Source organism: Pseudomonas orientalis (assembly GCF_022807995.1).
In the GTDB taxonomy this organism is placed as follows: domain Bacteria; phylum Pseudomonadota; class Gammaproteobacteria; order Pseudomonadales; family Pseudomonadaceae; genus Aquipseudomonas; species Aquipseudomonas orientalis_B.
Genome location: NZ_CP094351.1, coordinates 529,969 through 552,740, shown reverse-complemented (window position 1 = coordinate 552,740; position 22,772 = coordinate 529,969). Strand labels below are relative to the sequence as shown.

Genomic DNA, 22,772 nt, shown 5'->3' with positions numbered 1-22,772 from the left:
AGCAGAAAGCTGTTAGCGGCAAGGCGCTAGCGCAGGTCGATGCTGCCGTCGGCGCTTTGCCGGTAGACCGTGTAGGGCAGCAAGAGCGTGTCCAGGACACCGGAGAGCGGCACATCGATGAAGGTCAAGGGGACGCTGTTCACCGCCAGCCCGCCCCCGGTATTCGGCGGCGCGTGCAGGACACACAGGTTATACGTCACACCACTGTAGATACGCGGCACGGACTGGCAATAGGTTTTATCCGCCTTGAGTGCTCTCACAGTGACGGCATCTTCTCGCATCACCGTAGTGACGGTCCCGCAGCCAAGCATCAATGACGCCATCCACACCACCGTCAGCAACTTCATGTTCTTTATGCGCATGTCTGGTTCTTCTTTTATGAATAAGGCCGGAAATCTAGCACCGGCTATCCGACGGCTCAGGCGTCCGATGCCGTCTCGTCGCGTGGGAAACGTCCTGTTCCACCCAACAGCCATGGAGTTCGGCAAAACCGGGGAGAATCGTTAAACTTGCGACATTTGCGCCCACGCCACTCAACTGCGTTGCGCCACGGACTCGGCTCCTTCATGACTCTACCCGCCTCCACCCGCCTTACCCTGCTCCTGCTGGGGCTGTGCAGCAGCGTCCAGGCCGAAGAAACGCCTTTGATGCTTGACCCCAGCGTGGTCACCGGCTCGCGCAGCGCCAGCCCGACCTTTGACCTGCCGTACTCGGTGGACGCCATCAGCCGCGAACAGATCAGCGACGGTCAACTTGGCATCAACGCCTCCGAAGCCCTGTCCCGCGTGCCTGGCCTGGTGGTGCAGAACCGCCAGAACTATGCGCAGGACCTGCAGATTTCTTCCCGTGGCTTCGGTGCCCGCTCGGCGTTCGGGGTGCGCGGCATCAAGCTGGTTGCCGACGGCATCCCCGCCAGCACCCCGGATGGCCAGGGCCAGGCAGCAACGTTCAACCTCGACACCGCCGAGCGCATCGAAGTCCTGCGCGGCCCGGCAGCCACCCTGTACGGCAGCAACGCCGGCGGGGTGATCCAGATGTTCTCCCGCGACGGCGAAGGCCCGCCACGCATCGGCGCCGAAACCCTGGTGGGCAGCGACGGGCTGAGCAAAAACCACCTCACCGCCGAAGGCGCAACCGAGGGTGCAGGCTTTGTGCTGGACGCTTCGCGCATGGACACCAATGGCTACCGCGACCACAGCAGCGCACGCCGTGACCAGACGTTCGCCAAGCTCAACTTCCAGCCCGATGACGACAGCAAGCTGGCGTTGATCTACAGCAGCCTGGAACAGAACGGTACGCAGGACCCGCTGGGGCAGAACTGGGCGGCGTACAAGGCTGACCCGCGTTCGGTGAGCACCAATGCGCTGACCTACAACACGCGTAAAAGCATCGACCATCAGCAACTGGGCATGAACTACGAGCGCTACATCGGCGATGCGACGCTGCAGGTGAATGCGTATACGGGGCGGCGCAGTGTGATTCAGTACCTGTCGATCCCCAGGGGCACACCCGCCAACGAGCGCGGCGGTGGCGTCGTGCAATTCGAGCGCAAATTCTATGGCGGCAGCCTGCGCTGGATGCAGCCCATCGAGAGCGCTCCCGGGGAGTTGATGATCATCACGGGCCTGGACTTCGACCAGAGCGAAGACAGCCGCCATGGCTACCAGAACTACAGCGGCGCCGCCCTGGGCGTGAAAGGCCAGCTACGCCGCGATGAAATAGACACCGCGCGCAGCCTCGATCCTTACCTCCAGGCCAACTGGGCCCTGGACCGCTGGACCCTGCAAGCCGGCGTTCGCCACAGCACCATGGAGCTGGATGTGCACGATCAGTTCCTCAGCAACGGCGATGCCAGCGGCAACAAGACCTACCAGAAGAACACGCCATCGATGAGTGTGATGTACGCCTTCACGCCCGATCTGCACGGCTACGTCAGCGCAGGCAAAGGCTTCGAAACGCCGACCCAGGCCGAGCTGGCCTATGCGCCGGGTAACGTCGAGGGTTTCAACTTTGGCTTGAAGCCGTCTGAAAGCACTCAATATGAACTGGGTTTGAAGGCACAACTGAACAACACCCGCGTCAACGCTGCGCTTTTCCAGATCACCACCGAAGACGAACTGGTCGTGCAGCAATCCATCGGCGGACGCACCAGCTACCAGAACGCCGGTCGCACGCTGCGTCGTGGATTCGAACTTGGGGTCGAGAGCCAACTCAGCGAGCAGTGGAGCGCCAACCTCGCCTACACCCGCCTGCACGCCACCTACGACAGCGACTTTGCCAGCGGCGCGAACACCATCGACAAAGGCAACTACCTGCCCGGCGTGCCGCAAACCACACTGTTCACCGAGCTGAGCTGGAACCCACGGGACTGGGTGAGTACCGCTGTGGAAGGCATGTACCGCAGCAAAGTCTACGTCGAAGACACCAACCGCCAACACGCCGCACCGGGCTACAGCGTATTCAACTGGCGCGCACGGTTTGAGCAGAAGGTGGAGCATTGGACGTTCCACCAGACCTTGCGCCTGGATAACCTGCTGGATCGTCAGTACGTGGGGTCGGTGATCGTGGGAGACGGCAATGGACGCTACTACGAAGCGGCGCCGGGGCGGTCGTGGTATGCAGGCGCTGGGGCTGAATACCAATTCTAATGTGGGAGGGAGCTTGCTCCCGACAGCGGTGGGTCAGTTACACAGGCATTCACTGACACACCGCATCGGGGGCAAGCCCCCTCCCACATTTGACTGTATTTACACATCTGAAGGTGTGAACACAGGCAGTGTGGGAGGGGGCTTGCCCCCGATAGGGCCGAAGGCCCGCTTCAGCCGGCGACGCGGACCTCTTTGGGCAACCGCTGATCAATCACCTGATACAACGCGCTGTCCTGCGGCCAGTTACGCATGAACCGCGCGCGATCCCTGGCATACGCCGCAGCGAAGCTGGCGACAGAGGAGTGCTGACACATGGCATCCAGGTCGATCATCGCCCAGCGCCCTTCGCTCCAGAACAGGTTATGGCCCTTGAAATCACCATGACTGATGCGCGCCTCAATCAGCTCGGCGAACAACTGGTCCAGCGCCAGCAGTTCCTCTTGCGGCGCATCGCCGCGTTCCACATAGGGCGCAAAGCGCTCGATGATGTCCGGCCCCGGCAGGTATTCGGTGACCAGATAGGCACGGCTGCGCAACCAGAAAAAGCGCTTCTCCAGGACCGCCAGCGGCTTGGGCGTAGCAAAGCCGAGGAACGCCAGGCGATTGCCTTCGCGCCAGGAATGCCAGGCACGGCTCGGGCGCCAGAAGCGTTTGAGCCAGTGGGCTAAACCCTTGATGTTGTAGCGCTTGATCACCAGAGACCGGCCGGCCACTTCGACCCTGGCCACGCTCGCCGCGCCGCCGGTCTTGTACAGATGCCCCTGGTCAAGCAGCGCGTCGGCCTGCTCCAGCACCGGCAGCATGGCAGCCTCTTCGTCACGACGAATCGCGCGCAGGCCAAAGGCGCCACGCACCACGCTGAACAGCGTGCACTCGCGGCCGACCTTGTTCAGGTAGTCGCGCAAACGCCAGGCGCTGACCTTGCGCACCTGCTTTTCGAGGGCTTCCAGCGGCAAGGCATGTTCACCGTTGGCCAGCAGGTAGTACACCAGCAATTCTTCGGTAAACGGCGCGAGGGTTTTCGGCAATTGGGCAAAGAACACCCCGAGGTTTTCCAGCACGCGATTGCGCGACAGCGGCTTACCCGCCTCTTCGACACGAATCCCCGCGCCGTCAATCAGATACAGCTTGCCGCCCTGGCGCAGCAGGTTATCCAAGTGCAGGTCTTCCTGCCATAACCCCTTGCCGTGCATCTGTGCAATCGCGCCGAGCGCTTCGGCAAGCACGGCGGTTTGCTCGTCGGCCAAGGGCGGCAAGCCTTCGACAGCGAGCCAGGCGTCGGCCAGGCTTTGGGCCCCTTCGAGAAATTCGAACAGCAGCCAGCCCCCCTCGCCTTCCTGCAAGCCGTCGGCCAGCAACAACGGCGTGGTCAGGCCTTGTTCGGCCAACAAGCGCACACCGCTGCGCTCACGCTGGAAATGCCGCGCCGCCGAGCTGCCGACCAGCAGCTTGGCCAGCACCGGGCGACCGCGCCATATTGCGGCGCCGACGTAGCGCTGCCCCGGCAATACCCGCAGCAGGCTGAGCAGTTGCAATTGGCCCGGGCCTGCCGCATCGGCAAGGTCGAGGGTCAGCGGCAGGCTGGGGGTACGGCCGGCGTTTTTCAGCTCGGATAAACGCATCAGCGGTTCTCCTTGTGGCTGCGGCGCGCGGTAAGCCGTTGGTACCAGGTGGCGACCAGCGCACTGTCTTCAGGCTGTTCAAGATACGCCGCCAGGAGTTGTCGCACCTGCCCATCCGACCATTGCGGCGCGCGGCGCAACAGGGGTTCGAGGTCCTTGACCCGGTCACGCCAGCCGAACAGCAGCGGGCGGGTTTTCTCGAGGTCGATCAACTGCGCGGCGTAACCGTCAGCGGTGGCTCGCAGGAAAATATGCTTGGGGTAAAAACAGCCATGCACCTGCCCCACGCTGTGCAGATGACGCGCCAGCTTGCCGCAGGCCAACAGAATTGCGCACTGCTGGGCGTCGCTCAATTGCGGCCAGTGTTCCAGCAACGAGTCCAGGTCATTCCAACCGTCGAGGGCGCGGGTGAGCAACATGGCTCGCCGCTCGCCCTTGACCTTGCGCTCACCGAAAAACGCCGCCTGCAAGGCAGGAATTCCGAGCTTGCGGTACAGGCTGATATTGCGAAACTCGCGGGCAAAACTTGGCTCGCCGAACGGCCGGTGCAAGGTACGCGTCAGGTAGTTGCTCTGGCGCTTGAGGTAGTAACCCTGACCTTCAAGTTCCAGGCGATACACGCTGCTCCATCCGTCGCCACTGGTGTTCGGCTCATCCACCGCATCCAGTTGCTTGGCCCACAACGTGTCGAAGGTAGCCAGGCCGTTGCGCTCAAGCAAAGCGCGGTCTTCGGCCGCCAGGAAGTCACTCATTCACGCCCCTCGAAAAACTTCACCACATGGCGAATTCGTTGTTTGTCTGACGTCGTCAGGTGCGTACGTTGGCGATATTGCATATAGAAACGCAGGCGCTGGGTGGCCGACAGATGATACTTGGCGACCTTGTCCAGGCAGGCCAGGTCTTTGGTAATGCGGTATTTGAGCCAGAAGCCGCGCCAGAAATCGCCGTTGGGACAGTCGATCATGTACAGGGTGCGCTGATCGTCCACCAGCAGGTTGCGCCACTTCAAGTCGTTATGGGTGAAGCGATGGTCGTGCATGGTCCGCGTGTACTCGGCGAGCTGGCGGCTGATACCGTCAACCCAGCGAGGGTCTTTCAGGCGCGGGTCATTATGCTCGGCCAACAGCGACAAGTCCTCGGTCCTGGGCAGCTCCCGGGTGATCATTGCGCCCCGGTCATAGGCCAGGCCCTTGCGGTCCAGACCCCAGGCCACCACGTCGGCGGTGGGAATGCCCCATTTGGCGAAGCGCTTGAGGTTCTGCCATTCGGATTTCACCCGAGGCCTGCCCAGGTAGCGGCGCAGGCCTTTGCCGGCGCCGACGTAGCGCTTGACGTAATAATTGATCCCGCCCCGCTCCACCCGGATCACTTCCGACAACGGGTCGCGGGTCAGGCGCTCGCCTTGCAGGGCGAACACCGCTTCCAGGCTTCCAAAGTCGTCCGCGAGCGCAGCGTAGGAAGGTTCCAGATTCCAACCCGCCATCAGAGCGCATCCCCGTACCGCTGCTTGCGCGCATAGAGTTTGTCGGCTTTGCCTTGCAGCCACAGCAACAGGGCGCTTTCTTCGGCGAGGATCTGGCGCAACGGCTGCTGGAAATAGCCCTTGAGAAAGCGCAGCTTGTCGCGACGGGTCAGGCCAATGTCCAGCGCCGAGAAGTACAGCGCCGCCAGGTCCTTGTCGCGCCAGCGCCGGCTGATTTTGTCGCGCGTCTGGGCGCGGTGCAGGTCGATGATCGAGAGCTTGAAGTTATCGGCCGTCACCGGCGTATCGGTGTGCAGCAGGAAGTGGCAGATGTAGCAGTCACGGTGATTGACGCCGCCGCGGTGCATCATGCCGGTCATGCGCGCCACTTCGGCGATCAGCGCGCGCTTGAGACGCGGCTGCGGCGGCTGCTTGAGCCAGTCGATGCTGAAGTCTTCCAGGCTGACAGTCGGCGCCAGTTCTTCGGTAATGATGAAGGAGTGCTGATCGGCCGGGTTGCTGCCGCGCTCGCCATAGGCCACGGCGGTCATGGTCGGCACGCCCAGTGCCTGCAGGCGCTGGATCGCCAGCCATTCCTGACCGGCGCCCAGCACCGGCAGCTTGGCGGTCACCAGATTCTTGACGATTTCGCCCCAGCCAATCCCACGGTGGATCTTCACGAAATAGCCGCGGCCATCCACCTCGGTACGCAGTGTGCGACGCGCCTCAAGTTCACGGTACACCTCGCCTTCCAGGCGCTCGACAGCGGCGAACGCGTCGTGCCCGGCCCAGAGGGTTTTGAACGGTTCGGCAAGCATCAATTTCATGGTTTTGGCTCCGCCAGAATCACATCCGCAGCGTGCTGCGGCATGCTGTAGAGGTCGGCCGTCTCGGCGAAGGCCAACCCATTGCGGCCCCAGGCCGCGCGCTGTGCAGAATCGGACAACATCCGCGCCAGGTACTCGTTGAGCTGCGCCTGTTCGAACGGCTCATCCAGCACCAGCCCGCTGTCGGCTTCGCCGATGTAATGGGCATACCCACACACCGCCGAGACCAGCACGGGCAGCCCGGCCACCAGGGCCTCGAGCAACACAGTGCCGGTATTTTCGTTATACGCCGGGTGGATCAACAGGTCGGCGCCGAGCAGGAAACGCGGGATATCACTGCGCCCTTTAAGGAACTGCACGTTATCGCCCAGGCCCAAGGTGGCGCTCTGCAATTGGAATACTTTGGGGTCGTCCTGGCCAATTACAAACAGGCGAGTGCGTTTCTTCAATTCGGACGGTAACGCCGCCAGCGCCTTGAGGCTGCGGTCGACGCCCTTGGTCTTGAAGCCCGAACCAATCTGCACCAGCAGCAAGTCGTCCTCGCCCAGGCCGAATTCCTGGCGGAACCCTTCGCGTATCATGGCCGCATCCGGCGGCGCACGGCGATCCTGGGCAATGCCCGGCGGCAACAGGTGGAAGCGTTCCAGCGGTGTGGCGTAATGCTTGATGAACAGTGGCTGCTGCACCTCGGAAATCATCAGGATTTCGGTCTTGGCGTCCTTGGCAAACACGGCCCGCTCGTAGTCGGCAAAGTGCTTGTAACGACCAAAATAACGGTACAGCGAATGACGCAGGTTTTGCGCCTTGTCTTCAAAGCAGCCGTCGGCGGCGTAGTACACGTCAAGGTCGGGCATTTTGTTGAAGCCGATCAGGCGATCCACCGGGCGTTTGGCAAGGTCGGCTTTCATCCACGCGCTGAGTTTCTCGTTGCGCCGATGGTTGAAGAATGCCTTGACCGGCGCCACCAGCACTTCGAAGCCCGGCGGGATATCGCCCTCCCAGATCAAGGTGTACACGCGGATTTTATGCCCGCGTTGCTGACACTCCAGGGCGATGCGCATGAAGTCGCGCTGCAGGCCACCGAAGGGAAAATATTTGTACAGTACGAAAGCCAATTGCATCAGTGCAGCTCCTCAGCCAGTAACAACGTGCTCAGCCGGCTCGCTACACGCTCAGGATTGAGGCGCGTGAAGCACAGGGGCGACTCGCGCTTGATGTCGAACCGCCGCAGGTCATCGGCGGTGGGTTGATAAGTGCATTGCTTTTGCAGGCACGGCGCACACGGCCAGTCGCTGGCCAAGTGGATCTGGCCTTTGCCGTAGGCGCCGGTAAGGCCCGGATTGGTAGGCCCGAACAGCGAAATGGTCGGCACATCCAGCGCAGCCGCCAGATGGCCCAGACCGGTGTCCACCGCCACACAGGCACGGGCACCGGCCAACACACGGGCCACGCCCGCCAGGTTCAGTTTAGGCAGCACTTCGGCGTTGGCCAGGCCTTGAGCCAGGCGCTCGGCGCGGGCCTTTTCGTCGGCATTGCCCCACGGCAATTTTACGTCCACGCCCAGGCGCCCCATGCGTTCGGCCAGTTCGCGCCAGTAGGCCTCGGGCCAATGCTTGGTGTCCCAGGTCGTGCCGTGCAGCAGCAGCACGAAGGGTTTCTTCGGCGGCAGGCCCAGCAGTTTCTCGCCGCTCAGGCCATAGTCGCCCAGGCCCTTGGGCAGGTCGTACCCCAGCGCCACGGCAAACAGTTGGCGCAAACGCTCCACTGCATGTTGCCCGCGGGCCACGGCCAGGCGTCGGGAATAAAAGCGCGCCGCCAAGGGTTCGCGTGCCGAGCTTTTATCGAAGCCGGCCACCGGTGCCCGCACGTAGCGGGTCAGCCAGGCACTTTTCAACAGGCCCTGGGCGTCGATCACCAGGTCATATCGGGTCGACTGCACCGCCTGTTTGAACCGCCGCCATTCGCCGCTCTTGAGGGTCTGCCAGAGGTTCTTGCGCCAGCGACGGATCGCCACCGGGATCACCTTGTCCACCGCCGGGTGCCACGTGGGGATTTCGGCAAAGCCTTCTTCCACCACCCAGTCGAAACGGATACCGGGGATCGCCCGCGCCGCGTCGGTCAGTGCCGGCAAGGCGTGAATCACGTCGCCCAGGGATGAGGTCTTGATTACCAGTACCCGCAACTCAATGAACCTCGACCACGTCGCCGTGCAACCGCTGCAAGGCGTCGGTCACCGGCTGCGGCAGCAATTGGCGCAGGCAATTGTAGTGGCCGAAACGGCAGGTGCGCTCAAAACAGGGGCTGCAATCCAGGCCCAGGCGCACCACTTCGACCTTGTCCGCCAGCGGCGGGGTGAAGCCGGGTGACGTCGAGCCGTACACCGCCACCAAGGGACGATTCAGCGCGGCGGCGACGTGCATCAGGCCGGAGTCATTGGACACCACGGCATCGGCGCAGGACAGCAAGTCGATGGCCTCGGCCAGGGACGTCTCGCCGCTGAGGTTGACTGACTCTTCGCGCAGGCCCGGGATCAGGCGCTGGCGAATATCCTCACCCACCGAATGATCGTTCTTCGAGCCAAACAGCCACACCTGCCAGCCTTCGCGAATCCTGGTCTCGGCGACTTTGGCGTAATGCTCCGACGGCCAGCGCTTGGACTCGCCGAACTCGGCGCCCGGGCACAATGCCAATACCGGGCGATCCAGCGTCAGGCCGAACTTGGCCAGCGCCGCAGCGCGGGTCACCGGGTCGATCTGCAGGCTGGGGCGCGGGTACGGCGTGGGCAATTGCGCGCCCGGCTCGTAGGCCAGGGCCATGAAACGCTCGATCATCAGCGGGTAGCGGGCTTTATCCAGGGTGCGTACGTCATTGAGCAGCACATAGCGAAACTCACCGCGCCAGCCGGTACGCTTGGGGATGCCGGCAAAAAACGGCACCAGCGCCGACTTCAACGAGTTGGGCAACAGGATGGCCTGGTCGTACTGGCCGGCCATGGATTTGCCGATGCGACGGCGGGTCGCCAATTCCAGCGCGCCATGGCCGAGCGGAAAGCTCAAGGCCTTGCGCACTTGCGGCATGCGCTCAAGGATCGGCCGGCTCCACTCAGGGGCGAGCACGTCGATCTGGCAGTCCGGATAGCGCAGGCGCAGGCACTGGAACAGTGTCTGCGCCATCACCATGTCTCCGACCCAGCTGGGCCCAACGATCAGAATATTCATGTCATTTCCACAAACGATGCGGGGAGGCTTATGCCTCCCCGCCCTAATAGTGTGTCAGCTCAAGCCCAGCGCTTGCCAGATTCGCATCACCTGGCGCCGTTCATCGGCGAACTGGTCGCCGGGCACCGTGCCGGCCTCGTTCTGCAAGGCTTGGCGGTGCGCAGCGGAGCGGTAGGCCTTATACACTTCACGCAACAAGTGGGCATCGGCGGCGGGCATCAGCCCGACCTGCTCCAGACCTTCAAGAATGCGGATATTGTCGGTGTAGCGCAGCAACGAGGGATGTTGCGCAGACCACGCCAAAGCCGCGTATTGCACCATAAATTCAATATCGACGATACCTCCGGCGTCCTGCTTGAGGTCGAACAGCGCCGTGGCTTCGAAGGCATTGGCGCCTCTGCCGGCCGTCGTGCTGCGGGTTCCAAGGTTGTCGCGCATCTTGGCGCGCATCTCGCTGACCTCCTGGCGCAGCTTGGCCAGATCCCGTTCGCGCCCCAAGACTTTAGCGCGTACCTGCTCGAATGCATGACCCACATCCTGGCTGCCCACCAGCACGCGTGCGCGAATCAGCGCCTGATGCTCCCAGGTCCAGGCTTCATTTTGCTGATAGCGGTCGAATGCGCCCAGTGAACTGACCAACAAGCCGGACGCCCCGGAAGGGCGCAGACGCATGTCCACCTCATACAGCTGGCCGGAGTTGGTCTGGGTGGTCAGCAGGTGAATGATGCGCTGGCCCAGGCGCGTGAAGAACTGCGCGCCGTCGATCGGCTTGGCGCCGTCGGTCTCGGCCTGCGGGTCGCCATCATGGATGAACACCAGGTCCAGGTCCGAACCATGCCCCAGTTCGATACCGCCGACTTTCCCATAACCAACAATGATGAACCCGGGATCGCACAGACTGCCGTCCAGCCGTTGCGGTGAACCATGGCGGGCCACGGTCTGGCGCCAGGCCAGCGCCAGCACTTGTTCGAGAATGGCCTCGGCCAGCCAGGTGAGGTAGTCGCTGACTTTCATCAACGGCAGGCTGCCGGCGATTTCCGACGCGGCCACGCGCAGACGGTGCGCAAGCTTGAAATGGCGCAGGGCTTCCATCTGTTGCTCGAGGTCGTCCTCGGGGATACGCGTGAGGCGCTCGCGCAACTCGGCGGCCAGCTCCGGTGCCAGCGGCGGCTTGAACAAGCGCCCTTCGTTGAGCAATTCATCCAGCAACAGCGGAAAGCGCGTGATCTGCTCGGCGATCCACGGGCTCGCGGCGCACAGGGTCAGCAGACGGCGCAGGGCGTCCGGGTTTTCGGTGAGCAGCACCAGGTACGCGGAACGCCGGGCGACGGCCTCCACCAGCGGCAATACGCGCTCCAATACCAGGTCCGGGTTGGCGTGCTCGACCGCCTGGGCCAGCAGGCGCGGGATAAACGCGTCCAGCCGCTCGCGACCGAGGCGCTGCATGGCGCGCAATTGCGGGCTACCGCGCAGGCCTGCCAGGGCTTTGAGTGCCTTGGGCGCATCGGTAAAGCCGCCTTCGCTCAATTGGCGGCAGGCGGCGTCGTCATCTTGGGATTCTTCCCACAATGGCAACCATTCCCCGCCGACCACCAGTTCGCTTTCTTCGCCCTCTTCTTCATCAGGATCGGCAATCACCTGGCGGAAATGCCAATCCACACGCCCACGCCAATACATCAGGCGCTCGTGGAACGCGGCCCAATCGGCAAAGCCCAGCATGAAGGCAATACGCGCCTGGTCTTCGGGGCTGTCCGGGAGCATCTGGGTCTGGCGATCGGCAATCGCCTGGATCGCGTGTTCGGTGTAACGCAGGAACTCGTAGCCATTGCGCAGCTCACTGATCACCGCAGCCGGCAAATAACCCTGGCCTTCCAGAGTCCCGAGCACATTTAACAGCGGGCGTTGCTGCAGACTGAGATCGCGCCCCCCATGGATCAGTTGAAACGCCTGGGCAATGAATTCCACCTCGCGAATACCGCCCGAACCCAGCTTGATATTGTCGGCCATGCCCTTGCGCCGTACTTCCTGCTGGATCAGCTGCTTCATGGTGCGCAGCGCTTCGATGGCCGAGAAGTCCAGGTAACGGCGATAGACGAACGGACGCAGCATGTCGAGCAACTGCGCTCCGGCCACCTGGTCACCGGCGACCACGCGAGCCTTGATCATGGCGTAGCGTTCCCAGTCGCGGCCCTGGTCCTGGTAATACTGCTCCAGCGCATTGAAGCTGAGCACCAGCGCGCCGGCCGAACCGTAGGGACGCAGGCGCATGTCGACGCGAAACACGAAACCGTCGACCGTCATCGGGTCGAGCGCCTTGATCAGTTTTTGCCCAACACGAATGAAAAATTCCTGGTTATCCAGGGCGCGCTTGACCCCCACGGTCTCGCCGCCTTCGGGGTAGGCGAAGATCAGGTCGATATCCGACGACAGGTTCAGCTCCACCGCCCCGAGCTTGCCCATGCCGAGGATGACCATGTGCTGCGCCTCACCGCTGCGCCGTCCGGTGGGCGTGCCGAACTGCACACAGTGGCGCTGGTACAGCCATTGATAGGCCTGGTCGATGCACGCGTCGGCCATGTCGGACAGGTCGCGGCAGGTTTGTACCAGATCGGCCTGGCGGGTCAGGTCGCGCCAGATGATGCGCACCTGCTGGCGCGTGCGCTGACGGCGCAGCATACGGCCCAGCTCATCTTCCGTTTCAGCCTGTTGCACGGCGCCGGCGATCTGGCCGCATAGCTCACCTGGCGCAAAACCTCGGTCCAGCTCGCCCCAGGCCGCCAGCTCGAGCAACATCAAAGGGTCACGAACACTCTGTTCAATCACGAAATCACTGGCCGCGCACACCCGCACGAAGTCGGCCCAACGTTGCGGCGTCCAGCCAGAAAGGCCATGATCGTCATCCAGCGCGGCCACGGCGTCACGAAATGACTGCTCGGCCCGGCTGGCGTAAGGCAACAGAATGGCCGGCAGTTCGGCCAGCGTTGGAAGGCTCATGGTCTATCCTTGATCGGCGGGTAAATGGCGTGTAGTTGTGAACGCAGGAGCCCTGCTCGATGAAGGACTGTCGAACAAAAGTTAGAAATAGCTGAAATTAAATCAATCTTGGCAGGCAACATCAAACTTTCACCTTTTCTTGTTCGCAATAGACCAACAATAACGATTATGCTCACCAGCCAGACCGAGCCATACGCTCAGTCTTGTGTAGTTTTACTACTCGTATATACATTCGAAAGGCTGAAATGGCCGACGATTTGTAGTAAAACTACAGGACGCCGAAGCAACCTTCGGCCATCCAAGAATTTATGTCGTCTGCCCACAAGGCCAGTCGCAAACTTCAGGCAACCGATTCTGGTAGCCTTTCCGCCCTGGAGCAAGCCATGCAAGACCTCGATCCCGTCGAAACCCAGGAATGGCTGGACGCCCTGGAATCGGTTCTCGACAAAGAAGGCGAAGACCGTGCTCATTACCTGATGACCCGTATGGGCGAACTCGCGACCCGCAGCGGCTCGCAGTTGCCTTACGCCATCACTACGCCATACCGCAACACCATCCCCGTTACCCACGAAGCACGCATGCCTGGCGACCTGTTCATGGAACGCCGCATTCGCTCGCTGGTACGCTGGAACGCCATGGCGATGGTAATGCGCACGAACTTGAAAGATTCGGACCTGGGCGGTCACATCTCCAGCTTCGCTTCCAGCGCAACCCTGTATGACATCGGCTTCAACTACTTCTTCCAGGCCCCCACCGACGAACACGGCGGCGACCTGATCTACTTCCAGGGTCACACCTCGCCAGGCGTCTACGCCCGTGCGTTCATGGAAGGCCGCATCAGCGAAGAACAAATGAACAACTTCCGCCAGGAAGTCGACGGTCAGGGCCTGTCGTCCTATCCGCACCCTTGGCTGATGCCTGATTTCTGGCAGTTCCCGACCGTTTCCATGGGCCTGGGCCCGATCCAGGCGATCTACCAGGCACGCTTCATGAAGTACCTGGAAGCCCGTGGCTTCATCCCCGAAGGCAAGCAGAAAGTCTGGTGCTTCCTGGGCGACGGCGAATGCGACGAGCCGGAATCCCTGGGCGCCATCTCCCTGGCCGGCCGCGAAAAGCTGGACAACCTGATCTTCGTCATCAACTGCAACCTGCAGCGCCTCGACGGCCCGGTTCGCGGCAACGGCAAGATCATCCAGGAACTCGAAGGCGTGTTCCGCGGCGCTCACTGGAACGTGACCAAAGTCATCTGGGGCCGTTTCTGGGACCCACTGCTGGCCAAGGACGTCGACGGTATCCTGCAACGCCGCATGGACGAAGTCATCGACGGCGAGTACCAGAACTACAAGGCCAAAGACGGCGCGTTCGTGCGCGAGCATTTCTTCAACACGCCTGAACTCAAGGCGATGGTTGCCGACCTGTCCGACGATGAGATCTGGAAACTCAACCGTGGCGGCCACGACCCGTACAAGGTCTACGCGGCGTACCACGAAGCGGTCAACCACAAGGAACAACCGACCGTCATCCTGGCCAAGACCATCAAGGGTTATGGCACCGGCGCCGGCGAAGCGAAGAACACCGCGCACAACACCAAGAAAGTCGATGTCGACAGCCTGAAGTTGTTCCGCGACCGCTTCGACATCCCGGTCAAGGACGAAGAGCTGGAGAACCTGCCGTTCTTCAAGCCAGAGCCAAACAGCGCCGAAGCCCGCTACCTGAGCGAGCGCCGCACTGCACTGGGCGGTTTCGTGCCACAGCGCCGCGCCAACAGCTTCAGCGTACCGACGCCAGACCTGAGCACCCTCAAGGCAATCCTTGACGGCTCGGGCGACCGTGAAATCTCCACCACCATGGCCTTCGTACGGATCCTCGCACAACTGGTCAAGGACAAGGAAATCGGTTCGCGCATCGTCCCGATCATCCCGGACGAAGCACGTACCTTCGGTATGGAAGGCATGTTCCGTCAGTTGGGCATCTACTCCTCCGTCGGCCAGCTCTACGAGCCAGTCGATAAAGACCAGGTGATGTTCTACAAGGAAGACAAGAAGGGCCAGATCCTCGAAGAAGGCATCAACGAAGCGGGCGCCATGAGCTCCTTCATCGCTGCCGGTACGTCGTACTCCAGCCACAACCAGCCGATGCTGCCGTTCTACATCTTCTACTCGATGTTCGGCTTCCAGCGCATTGGCGACCTGGCGTGGGCAGCGGGCGACAGCCGTACCCGTGGCTTCCTGATCGGCGGTACCGCCGGCCGGACCACGCTGAACGGCGAAGGCCTGCAACACGAAGACGGGCACAGCCACATTCTGGCTGCCACCATCCCGAACTGCCGCACCTTTGATCCAACCTACGGCTACGAGCTGGCGGTGATCATCCAGGACGGCATGAAGAAGATGACCGAAGAGCAGCAGGACGTTTTCTACTACATCACCGTGATGAACGAGTCCTACCAGCAGCCAGCCATGCCGGCCGGCGTGGAAGAAGGCATCATCAAGGGCATGTACCTGCTCGAAGAAGACACCAAGGAAGCGGCGCACCACGTACAGCTGATGGGCTCCGGCACCATCCTGCGCGAAGTGCGTGAAGCGGCGAAGATCCTGCGTGACGAATTCAACGTCGGCGCTGATGTGTGGAGCGTGACCAGCTTCAACGAACTGCGTCGCGACGGCCTGGCCGTTGAGCGCAGCAACCGCCTGCACCCTGGCCAGAAGCCAGCCAGGAGCTATGTCGAAGAATGCCTGGCCGGCCGTAAAGGTCCGGTCATCGCCTCGACCGACTACATGAAACTGTTTGCTGAACAGATTCGCCAGTGGGTCCCGTCCAAGGAATTCAAAGTCCTGGGCACCGACGGTTTCGGCCGCAGTGACAGCCGCAAGAAGCTGCGTCACTTCTTCGAAGTCGACCGTCACTTCGTGGTGTTGGCAGCCCTGGAAGCTTTGGCTGACCGTGGTGAGATCGAACCCAAGGTGGTGGCTGACGCCATCGTCAAGTTCGGGATCAACCCGGAAAAACGCAACCCACTGGACTGCTGAGGAGATTTTTTGTGAGCGAACTCATTCGCGTACCTGACATCGGCAGCGGTGAAGGTGAAGTAATCGAGCTGTTTGTGAAGGTCGGTGACACCGTCGAAGCCGACCAGAGCATCCTGACCCTGGAGTCGGACAAGGCGAGCATGGAAATCCCTGCTCCCAAGGCCGGCGTGGTCAAGAGCCTGAAAGTGAAGCTGGGCGACCGCCTGAAAGAAGGCGACGAACTGCTGGAGCTGGAAATTGAGGGTGCTGCCGATGCAGCCCCTGCAGCTGCCGCTCCGGCCGCCGCTGCACCTGCACCTGCACCTGAAAAGCCTGCCGCCGCCGAGGCCCCAGCGGCCCCGGCTGCCGCACCTGCCGCCGCCACCGTCCAGGACATTCACGTCCCGGACATCGGCTCGTCGGGCAAGGCCAAGATCATCGAGCTGCTGGTCAAGGTCGGCGACACCGTCGAAGCCGACCAGTCGCTGATCACCCTGGAGTCCGACAAGGCCTCCATGGAGATTCCATCGCCGGCTGCCGGTGTGGTGGAAAGCATTGCGGTCAAGCTGGAAGACGAAGTCGGCACTGGTGACTTCATCCTCAAGCTGAAAGTACAAGGCGCTGCGCCTGCAGCCGCTCCAGCACCGGCCGCCGCTCCGGCTGCCAAGGCAGAAGCTGCTCCGGCTGCTGCTGCCCCTGCGCCTGCTGCAAAAGCTGAGGCCGCTCCGGCCCCTGCTGCTGCACCTGCGCCAAGCGGTGCCAAGGTTCACGCCGGCCCTGCCGTGCGTCAATTGGCCCGTGAATTCGGCGTCGAGCTGAGTGCTGTGTCGGCAACCGGCCCTCACGGCCGCGTGCTGAAGGAAGACGTGCAGGCTTACGTCAAGGCCATGATGCAGAAAGCCAAGGAAGCGCCGGCTGCCGGCGGCGCTACCGGCGGCTCGGGCATTCCGCCGATCCGTACCGTCGATTTCAGCCGCTTCGGCGAAATCGAAGAAGTGCCGATGACCCGCCTGATGCAAATCGGCGCGGCCGGCCTGCACGCGAGCTGGCTGAATATCCCGCACGTGACTCAGTTCGACCAGGCCGATATCACCGACCTGGAAGCCTTCCGCGTTGCGCAGAAAGCCGTGGCCGAAAAAGCCGGCGTGAAGCTGACCGTGCTGCCCCTGCTGCTCAAGGCCTGTGCGCACCTGCTCAAGGAACTGCCGGACTTCAACAGCTCGCTGGCGCCAAGCGGCAAAGCGATCATCCGCAAGAAGTACGTGCACATCGGTTTTGCGGTCGACACCCCTGACGGCCTGCTGGTACCGGTCATCAAGAACGTCGACCAGAAGAGCCTGTTGCAACTGGCTGGCGAAGCGGCTGCACTGGCGGCCAAGGCCCGCGACAAGAAGCTTACTCCGGACGACATGCAGGGCGCGTGCTTCACCATCTCCAGCCTCGGGCACATTGGCGGCACTGGCTTCACGCCAATCGTCAACGCGCCGGAAGTGGCGATCCTGGGTGTGTCCAAGGCCACCATCCAGCCGGTGTGGGACGGTAAAGCGTTCCAGCCCAAGCTGATGCTGCCACTGTCGCTGTCCTACGATCACCGCGTGATCAACGGCGCCGCAGCGGCACGCTTCACCCAGCGCCTGAGCCAGTTGCTGAACGACATCCGCACCATCCTGCTGTAAGCCGCAATGGCCTCCCCTGGCGGGAGGCCGTTGCCGCATCGATTTCCGAGCGCCACGCTCGTACCTCAACCCCGCCACTTGGCGGGGCTTTTTTTGGGGTTTGCTGTACACACAGGACAGGCTTGTACACCTTCTGTCACTCCGATTGCAGAAATCCCCCCCATGGCCGATAACAGGCTTATAGCACTTAGCCTTCATCCTCTCTTGTCAGTGCGTGCCGCATGATGCAACCTTGCCGCAAGCAACAGTAAAGAGGGGCGTGAGCCCGGCGCCGTGCGCATTTTCCCAAGCGAGTTTCCCCCATGAAAAGCCAACCCGATGTCGCCCGCATGGCGACCGAGGTAGTGACGCAATTACCGGTGCCTTCGCGCCTCGGTATGCTGCGTTTCGAGCGGCTTAATGAGGCAAGCTGGGCGCTGCTCTATCTCGACCCGAACTGCGAGCGCCAATTCGGCCTGCCGGCGGTCGAACTCTGCGCCCTGCTCGGCACGCCATACGCCAGCCTGATGGAGCCCCAGGCGCGCTATCAACTGCATGACGCGATCCAGCAGCAACTGAGCCAAAGCGCGCACTACCTGGTGCGCTATACCCTGCACACCAACGACGGCCCGCTGAGCCTGCTCGAAATGGGCGAGGCCTACAAACAGCACAACCGTCACCTGCTGCGCGGCTACCTGATGGTGGTGGATGGCCTGTTCAGCGAACTTCCCGTCACGGTGCCGACCGCCGACCTGGAAAACCAGAACAGCCGCCTGCAAATCGCCCTGGAACTCAACCAGCGCGCGCAACAGGAACAACTGCAGCACCTGGAGCGGGTACGCGCCCAGCAGGAGTTGATCCTGCTGCTGGCCCGCCAGCGCTACACCACACCCAATTCGCTGCAGGAAGCCGCTGAATTGATCACCCGCAGCGCCTGCGATATTTATCAGATCGATTGCGCCAGCATCTGGAACCTGGAAGGCCAGCGCCTGGTGCCGATTTCGGCCTATCACCGTGCCGATCAACAACACCATTTGCCCGAAGCGATCGACGCCAGTTGCTTCCCCGACTACCTCGAAGCCCTGCACAGCAGCCGCGCCATCGATGCCACCCATGCCATGCGCGACCCGCGCACCCGGGAAATGGCCGAAAGCCTGATCGCCAAGGATGTTCACGCCATGCTCGACGCGAGCATCCGGGTGGATGGCCAAGTCGTCGGCGTACTGTGCCTGGAGCAAAGCGGCAGCCCGCGCGCATGGCAGTCCGATGAGATCGCCTTTGCCGGCGAGCTGGCGGACCAGTTCGCCCAAGTGATCAACAACCACAACCGACGCACCGCCACCAGCGCCCTGCATCTGTTCCAGCGCGCGGTGGAACAAAGCGCCAATGCCTTTTTGCTGGTCAATTGCGATGGCGTGGTGGAGTACGTCAACCCAAGCTTTACCGCCATTACCCAATACAGCGCCGAAGAGGTGCACGGCCATCGCCTGGCGCAGTTGCCAGCCCTGGAGAACCTCAGCGAGTTGCTGTTCGACGCGCCGTCGGCCCTGGCCAAGAGCAACAGCTGGCAAGGTGAATTCAAAAGCCGGCGCAAAAACCTGGAACCCTACTGGGGCCAGCTGTCGATTTCCAAGGTATATGGCGACAACCGCGAGTTGACCCATTACATCGGCATCTACGAAGACATCACCCAGACCAAGCTGGCGCAGCAGCGCATCGAACGCCTGGCCTACACCGATAATCTGACCAACCTGGGCAACCGCCCGGCGTTCATCCGCAACCTCGACGAACGCTTTGCCCGCGACAGCGACAGCCCGATCAGCCTGCTGCTGGTGGACATCGACAACTTCAAGCGGATCAACGACAGCCTCGGCCACCAGACCGGTGACAAACTGCTGATCAGCCTGGCCCGACGCCTGCGCAACAGCTTGAGCAGCGGCGGCAGCCTGGCGCGCTTTGCCAGTAACGAGTTTGCGGTGCTGCTCGACGATGCCGACATGGAGACGGGCCAGCAGGTCGCCAGCCAGCTGCTGGCCACCCTCGACAAGCCGATGTTCGTCGACAACCAATTGATCAGCGTGACCGGCTCCGTGGGCCTGGCTTGCGCCCCGCTGCACGGGCGCGACCCGCAGACCCTGATGCGCAACGCCGGCCTGGCCCTGCACAAGGCCAAGGCCAACGGCAAACACCAGGTGCAAGTGTTCACCGAAGCCCTGAATGCCGAGGCCAGCTACAAGTTGTTTGTGGAAAACAACCTGCGCCGCGCCCTGACCCAGAACGAGCTGGACGTGTTCTACCAGCCCAAGCTGTGCCTGCGCAGTGGTCGCCTGCTGGGCATGGAAGCGCTGTTGCGCTGGAACCACCCGGAAAAGGGCATGATCCGCCCCGACCAGTTCATCAGCGTGGCCGAAGAGACCGGCTTGATCATCCCCATCGGCAAATGGGTCGCCCGTCAGGCGTGCCGGATGAGCCGGCAATTGACGGCGGCGGGCCTGGGTAATTTGCAGGTGGCAATCAATCTGTCGCCCAAGCAGTTTTCCGACCCGGACCTGGTGGCCTCGATTGCCACGATCCTCAAGGAAGAACAGTTGCCCGCCAATCTGCTGGAGCTTGAGCTGACCGAAGGCCTGCTGCTGGAAGCCACCGAAGACACGCGCCAGCAGCTGGACCAACTGAAGAGTTTTGGCCTGACCCTGGCCATGGACGACTTCGGCACCGGTTACTCGTCGCTGAGCTACTTGAAAAAATTCCCCATCGACATCATTAAGATCGACCGGAGCTTTATCCACGAAATCCCGGATAACCAGGACGACATGGAGATCACCTCGGCGGTTATCGCCATGGCCCACAACCTCAAGCTCAAGGTGGTGGCCGAAGGCATCGAGACCGCCGAGCAACTGGCGTTCCTGCGCCGGCATCGTTGCGACGTGGGCCAAGGCTATCTGTTCGACCGGCCAATCCCCGGCGCCGAGTTGCTGGAGAAGCTTAAACGCTATCCACGCGGGCCAATCGCCTGACAGCGCGGTAACTCTCGGGCACACTGGCTGTCTGACAATTTACTGTTACTCAACCTGACGAGAGGACTGATCATGGTCTTGCGCTCGGAAATTCTGGTGAACAAAAACGTGCTGCCTACTCAAGAACAAGCCTTGCCCGGCCGTGAAACTCCGATGGCATTGCCGGAAACCCATTACGTCAACGGTAACCCGCTGTTGGGCCCTTTCACCGACGACGTTGGCTTCGCGATATTCGGCCTGGGATGTTTCTGGGGCGCTGAACGTAAGTTCTGGGAACGCGACGGCGTGGTCAGCACCGTGGTCGGCTACGCCGGTGGCTTCACGCCGAACCCGACCTACGAAGAAGTCTGCTCTGGCCTGACCGGCCACAGCGAAGTGGTGCTGGTGGTGTATGACCAGGCCAAAGTGAAATACGAAGACCTGCTGAAGATGTTCTGGGAACTGCACAACCCGACCCAGGGCATGCGCCAGGGCAACGATATCGGCAGCCAGTACCGTTCGGTGATCTATGCCACCACGCCAGAGCAATTGGCGGCGGCCAAGGCCAGCGCCGAGGCGTATCAGCAAGAGCTGACCAAGGCCGGCCTGGGTGAGATCACCACCGAAATCGACGAAGCGCCGACGGTGTACTTCGCCGAGGCCTATCACCAGCAGTACCTGGCGAAGAACCCGCAAGGCTATTGCGGGATCGGCGGCACCGGCGTGACCTGCCCGATCTAAAGAGCAACACAGACTAAAAAATGTGGGAGGGGGCTTGCCCCCGATAGCGGAGTGTCAGTTACAGACGTAATGACTGACACCCAGCAATCGGGGGCAAGCCCCCTCCCACATTGGGTCCGTGCCTGGTTTTAGAACCGGTTACTCAGCAAGAAGCCAATCCATGGATCGGCCGCACTGGCCTGACATCCCCGATCTAAAGCACAACACAGCTCAAAAATGTGGGAGAGGGCTTGCCCCCGATAGCGGAGTGTCAGTTACAGATGTAATGACTGACACCCAGCAATCGGGGGCAAGCCCCCTCCCACATTGGATCCGTGCCTGGTTTTTGAACCGGTTACTCAGCGATAAGCCAATCCATGGATCGGCGGCGCCGGCGTGACCTCCCCGATCTAAAGCACAACACAGCTCAAAAATGTGGGAGAGGGTTTGCCCCCGATAGCGGAGTGTCAGTTACAGATGTAATGACTGACACCCAGCAATCGGGGGCAAGCCCCCTCCCACATTGGGTTTTGTGTTTGCTTGAAAACCGGTTACTCCGCGATAAGCCAATCCATGGATCGGCCGCACTGGCCTGACCTCCCCGATCTAAAGCACAACACAGATCAAAAATGTGGGAGGGGGCTTGCCCCCCATAGCGGAGTGTCAGTTACAGATGTAATGACTGGCACCCAGCAATCGGGGGCAAGCCCCCCTCCCACACTGGTTTTGTGTTTGGCTTGAAATAGGCTATTCAGCGATAAGCCAATCCATCTGCCAGCCACCCTGGGTCTGGCCAAGCTGTTTGGACAGCCACGGCAGCAGTTCGCGCAATTCCTCTTCCAGGCCCCACGGCGGGTTGGCAATCGCCAGGCCTGAGCCGGTCAAGGTGTTGGGCGTGTCCAGAGGATGCACCAGCAGCTCGACACGCAGTAGCTTCGGTGCACCGGTGCCGGCCAGGTCCTGGTAAAAGCGGCGCAACATGCGCTGGTCTTTCACCGGGTACCAGATCGCCGCGACGGTCTGGCGCATGCGGCTGACGGCTTCCTTGAGGGACGCCGCGCAACGCTGCATTTCATCGAGTTTTTCGAACGGCGGATCGATCAGCATCAGCGCACGTTTTTCCGGCACCGGCAACAAGGCGCGCGGCACATGCCAGCCTTCGCCCAAGTGCACCTTGACCCGGCGATCCCCCTTCATGTTGTCCTTGAGCAGTACGCCGTCTTCCGGGTGCTTTTCGTTGAGCAGCACACGGTCCTGGGGGCGCGTCAGGCGCCGCGCCAGCTCCGGCGAGCCCGGGTAGTAGCGCAACTGGCCATCCGGGTTCATCTCGTGCAGCACGCGCATGTAATCGGCGGTGAGCGGCGGCAGGTCGTTTGCGCCCCACAGGCGGGCGATGCCTTCCAGGTATTCACCGGTGCGGTTGGCCTGGTCGCCCTGCAGGTCATACAGGCCAATGCCGGCGTGGGTATCGAGGTAGGCGAACGGCTGTTCCTTGCGCGACATCAGGGCGATGAGGCGAGTCAAGGTCAGGTGTTTGAAGACATCGGCGTGGTTGCCGGCGTGAAAGGCGTGACGATAATTCATGGTTGCTCCTGCGCAGGGGGCGAAGTTTACCTTCTACC

At 61.9% G+C, this 22,772-nt stretch carries 15 protein-coding genes; 5 read left to right on the top strand and 10 right to left on the bottom strand.

Translation table 11 applies throughout. The features are described from left to right. Window positions 1-26: 26 nt before the first annotated feature. Window positions 27-362 (bottom strand): YceK/YidQ family lipoprotein, encoded by a 336-nt coding sequence (locus MRY17_RS02270; protein ID WP_243353228.1) that lies wholly within the window; start codon window positions 360-362, stop codon window positions 27-29. A 204-nt stretch (window positions 363-566) separates the two neighbouring features. On the opposite strand from MRY17_RS02270, the gene MRY17_RS02265 reads away from it, so the two are divergent. Beyond that, window positions 567-2,648, top strand: a complete 2,082-nt coding sequence (locus MRY17_RS02265) for a TonB-dependent receptor family protein (protein ID WP_243353227.1) — start codon at window positions 567-569, stop codon at window positions 2,646-2,648. A gap of 170 nt (window positions 2,649-2,818) precedes the next feature. Here MRY17_RS02265 and MRY17_RS02260 read toward each other — a convergent pair whose 3' ends face one another. From MRY17_RS02260 to glnE, 8 genes are read right to left on the bottom strand one after another with little or no spacing between them, the layout of a single operon-like run. Next, window positions 2,819-4,270 carry a lipopolysaccharide kinase InaA family protein gene (locus MRY17_RS02260; RefSeq protein ID WP_181285866.1) on the bottom strand — a complete coding sequence of 484 codons (1,452 nt, stop codon included), beginning with the start codon at window positions 4,268-4,270 and terminating at the stop codon, window positions 2,819-2,821. Then, window positions 4,270-5,022: a lipopolysaccharide kinase InaA family protein gene (locus MRY17_RS02255; protein WP_181285865.1), complete on the bottom strand. Its 753-nt coding sequence runs from the start codon at window positions 5,020-5,022 to the stop codon at window positions 4,270-4,272. Before MRY17_RS02255 ends, MRY17_RS02260 begins: the two co-directional genes overlap by 1 nt. Then, window positions 5,019-5,753 carry a lipopolysaccharide kinase InaA family protein gene (locus tag MRY17_RS02250; RefSeq protein WP_243353226.1) on the bottom strand — a complete coding sequence of 245 codons (735 nt, stop codon included), beginning with the start codon at window positions 5,751-5,753 and terminating at the stop codon, window positions 5,019-5,021. The genes MRY17_RS02255 and MRY17_RS02250 overlap by 4 nt, the downstream gene beginning before the upstream one ends. Then, a complete protein-coding gene (gene rfaP, locus MRY17_RS02245; protein ID WP_191953187.1) occupies window positions 5,753-6,559 on the bottom strand; it encodes a lipopolysaccharide core heptose(I) kinase RfaP in 807 nt (268 codons plus the stop codon). The genes MRY17_RS02250 and rfaP overlap by 1 nt, the downstream gene beginning before the upstream one ends. Continuing rightward, window positions 6,556-7,680 (bottom strand): glycosyltransferase family 4 protein, encoded by a 1,125-nt coding sequence (locus MRY17_RS02240; RefSeq protein ID WP_181285863.1) that lies wholly within the window; start codon window positions 7,678-7,680, stop codon window positions 6,556-6,558. Before MRY17_RS02240 ends, rfaP begins: the two co-directional genes overlap by 4 nt. Continuing rightward, window positions 7,680-8,741 (bottom strand): lipopolysaccharide heptosyltransferase I, encoded by a 1,062-nt coding sequence (gene waaC / locus MRY17_RS02235; protein ID WP_181285862.1) that lies wholly within the window; start codon window positions 8,739-8,741, stop codon window positions 7,680-7,682. The genes MRY17_RS02240 and waaC overlap by 1 nt, the downstream gene beginning before the upstream one ends. Window position 8,742: 1 nt before the next feature. After that, the gene (gene waaF / locus MRY17_RS02230) at window positions 8,743-9,777 is read right to left on the bottom strand and encodes a lipopolysaccharide heptosyltransferase II (RefSeq protein WP_243353225.1); all 1,035 of its coding nucleotides are present in this window, start codon (window positions 9,775-9,777) and stop codon (window positions 8,743-8,745) included. A 54-nt stretch (window positions 9,778-9,831) separates the two neighbouring features. Continuing rightward, on the bottom strand, window positions 9,832-12,771 hold the full coding sequence (gene glnE, locus MRY17_RS02225) for a bifunctional [glutamate--ammonia ligase]-adenylyl-L-tyrosine phosphorylase/[glutamate--ammonia-ligase] adenylyltransferase (RefSeq protein ID WP_243353224.1): 2,940 nt from the start codon (window positions 12,769-12,771) through the stop codon (window positions 9,832-9,834). A gap of 383 nt (window positions 12,772-13,154) precedes the next feature. Between glnE and aceE the strand changes: the two genes are divergently transcribed. The 4 genes from aceE (at window position 13,155) to msrA (ending at window position 21,171) form a co-directional block, all read left to right on the top strand. Next, the gene (aceE, locus tag MRY17_RS02220) at window positions 13,155-15,800 is read left to right on the top strand and encodes a pyruvate dehydrogenase (acetyl-transferring), homodimeric type (protein WP_191955913.1); all 2,646 of its coding nucleotides are present in this window, start codon (window positions 13,155-13,157) and stop codon (window positions 15,798-15,800) included. An 11-nt stretch (window positions 15,801-15,811) separates the two neighbouring features. Beyond that, window positions 15,812-17,455 carry a dihydrolipoyllysine-residue acetyltransferase gene (gene aceF, locus MRY17_RS02215; RefSeq protein WP_191953190.1) on the top strand — a complete coding sequence of 548 codons (1,644 nt, stop codon included), beginning with the start codon at window positions 15,812-15,814 and terminating at the stop codon, window positions 17,453-17,455. Window positions 17,456-17,757: 302 nt separating this feature from the next. Continuing rightward, window positions 17,758-20,451, top strand: coding sequence for a putative bifunctional diguanylate cyclase/phosphodiesterase (locus MRY17_RS02210; RefSeq protein WP_191953191.1), 2,694 nt, complete (start codon window positions 17,758-17,760; stop codon window positions 20,449-20,451). A 72-nt stretch (window positions 20,452-20,523) separates the two neighbouring features. Beyond that, window positions 20,524-21,171 (top strand): peptide-methionine (S)-S-oxide reductase MsrA, encoded by a 648-nt coding sequence (msrA, locus tag MRY17_RS02205; protein ID WP_124425866.1) that lies wholly within the window; start codon window positions 20,524-20,526, stop codon window positions 21,169-21,171. A 726-nt stretch (window positions 21,172-21,897) separates the two neighbouring features. Here msrA and MRY17_RS02200 read toward each other — a convergent pair. Further along, complete coding sequence (locus MRY17_RS02200) at window positions 21,898-22,734, bottom strand: 23S rRNA (adenine(2030)-N(6))-methyltransferase RlmJ (protein WP_243353223.1); 837 nt, start codon at window positions 22,732-22,734, stop codon at window positions 21,898-21,900. Window positions 22,735-22,772 lie beyond the last annotated feature (38 nt).

Excerpts from the sequence above, each read along its gene's own strand:
- MRY17_RS02270 (WP_243353228.1), bottom strand. The coding sequence starts at position 362 with ATGCGCATAAAGAACATGAAGTTGCTGACGGTGGTGTGGATGGCGTCA.
- MRY17_RS02265 (WP_243353227.1), top strand. The coding sequence starts at position 567 with ATGACTCTACCCGCCTCCACCCGCCTTACCCTGCTCCTGCTGGGGCTG.
- MRY17_RS02260 (WP_181285866.1), bottom strand. The coding sequence starts at position 4,270 with ATGCGTTTATCCGAGCTGAAAAACGCCGGCCGTACCCCCAGCCTGCCG.
- MRY17_RS02255 (WP_181285865.1), bottom strand. The coding sequence starts at position 5,022 with ATGAGTGACTTCCTGGCGGCCGAAGACCGCGCTTTGCTTGAGCGCAAC.
- MRY17_RS02250 (WP_243353226.1), bottom strand. The coding sequence starts at position 5,753 with ATGGCGGGTTGGAATCTGGAACCTTCCTACGCTGCGCTCGCGGACGAC.
- rfaP (WP_191953187.1), bottom strand. The coding sequence starts at position 6,559 with ATGAAATTGATGCTTGCCGAACCGTTCAAAACCCTCTGGGCCGGGCAC.
- MRY17_RS02240 (WP_181285863.1), bottom strand. The coding sequence starts at position 7,680 with ATGCAATTGGCTTTCGTACTGTACAAATATTTTCCCTTCGGTGGCCTG.
- waaF (WP_243353225.1), bottom strand. The coding sequence starts at position 9,777 with ATGAATATTCTGATCGTTGGGCCCAGCTGGGTCGGAGACATGGTGATG.
- glnE (WP_243353224.1), bottom strand. The coding sequence starts at position 12,771 with ATGAGCCTTCCAACGCTGGCCGAACTGCCGGCCATTCTGTTGCCTTAC.
- aceE (WP_191955913.1), top strand. The coding sequence starts at position 13,155 with ATGCAAGACCTCGATCCCGTCGAAACCCAGGAATGGCTGGACGCCCTG.
- MRY17_RS02210 (WP_191953191.1), top strand. The coding sequence starts at position 17,758 with ATGAAAAGCCAACCCGATGTCGCCCGCATGGCGACCGAGGTAGTGACG.
- msrA (WP_124425866.1), top strand. The coding sequence starts at position 20,524 with ATGGTCTTGCGCTCGGAAATTCTGGTGAACAAAAACGTGCTGCCTACT.
- MRY17_RS02200 (WP_243353223.1), bottom strand. The coding sequence starts at position 22,734 with ATGAATTATCGTCACGCCTTTCACGCCGGCAACCACGCCGATGTCTTC.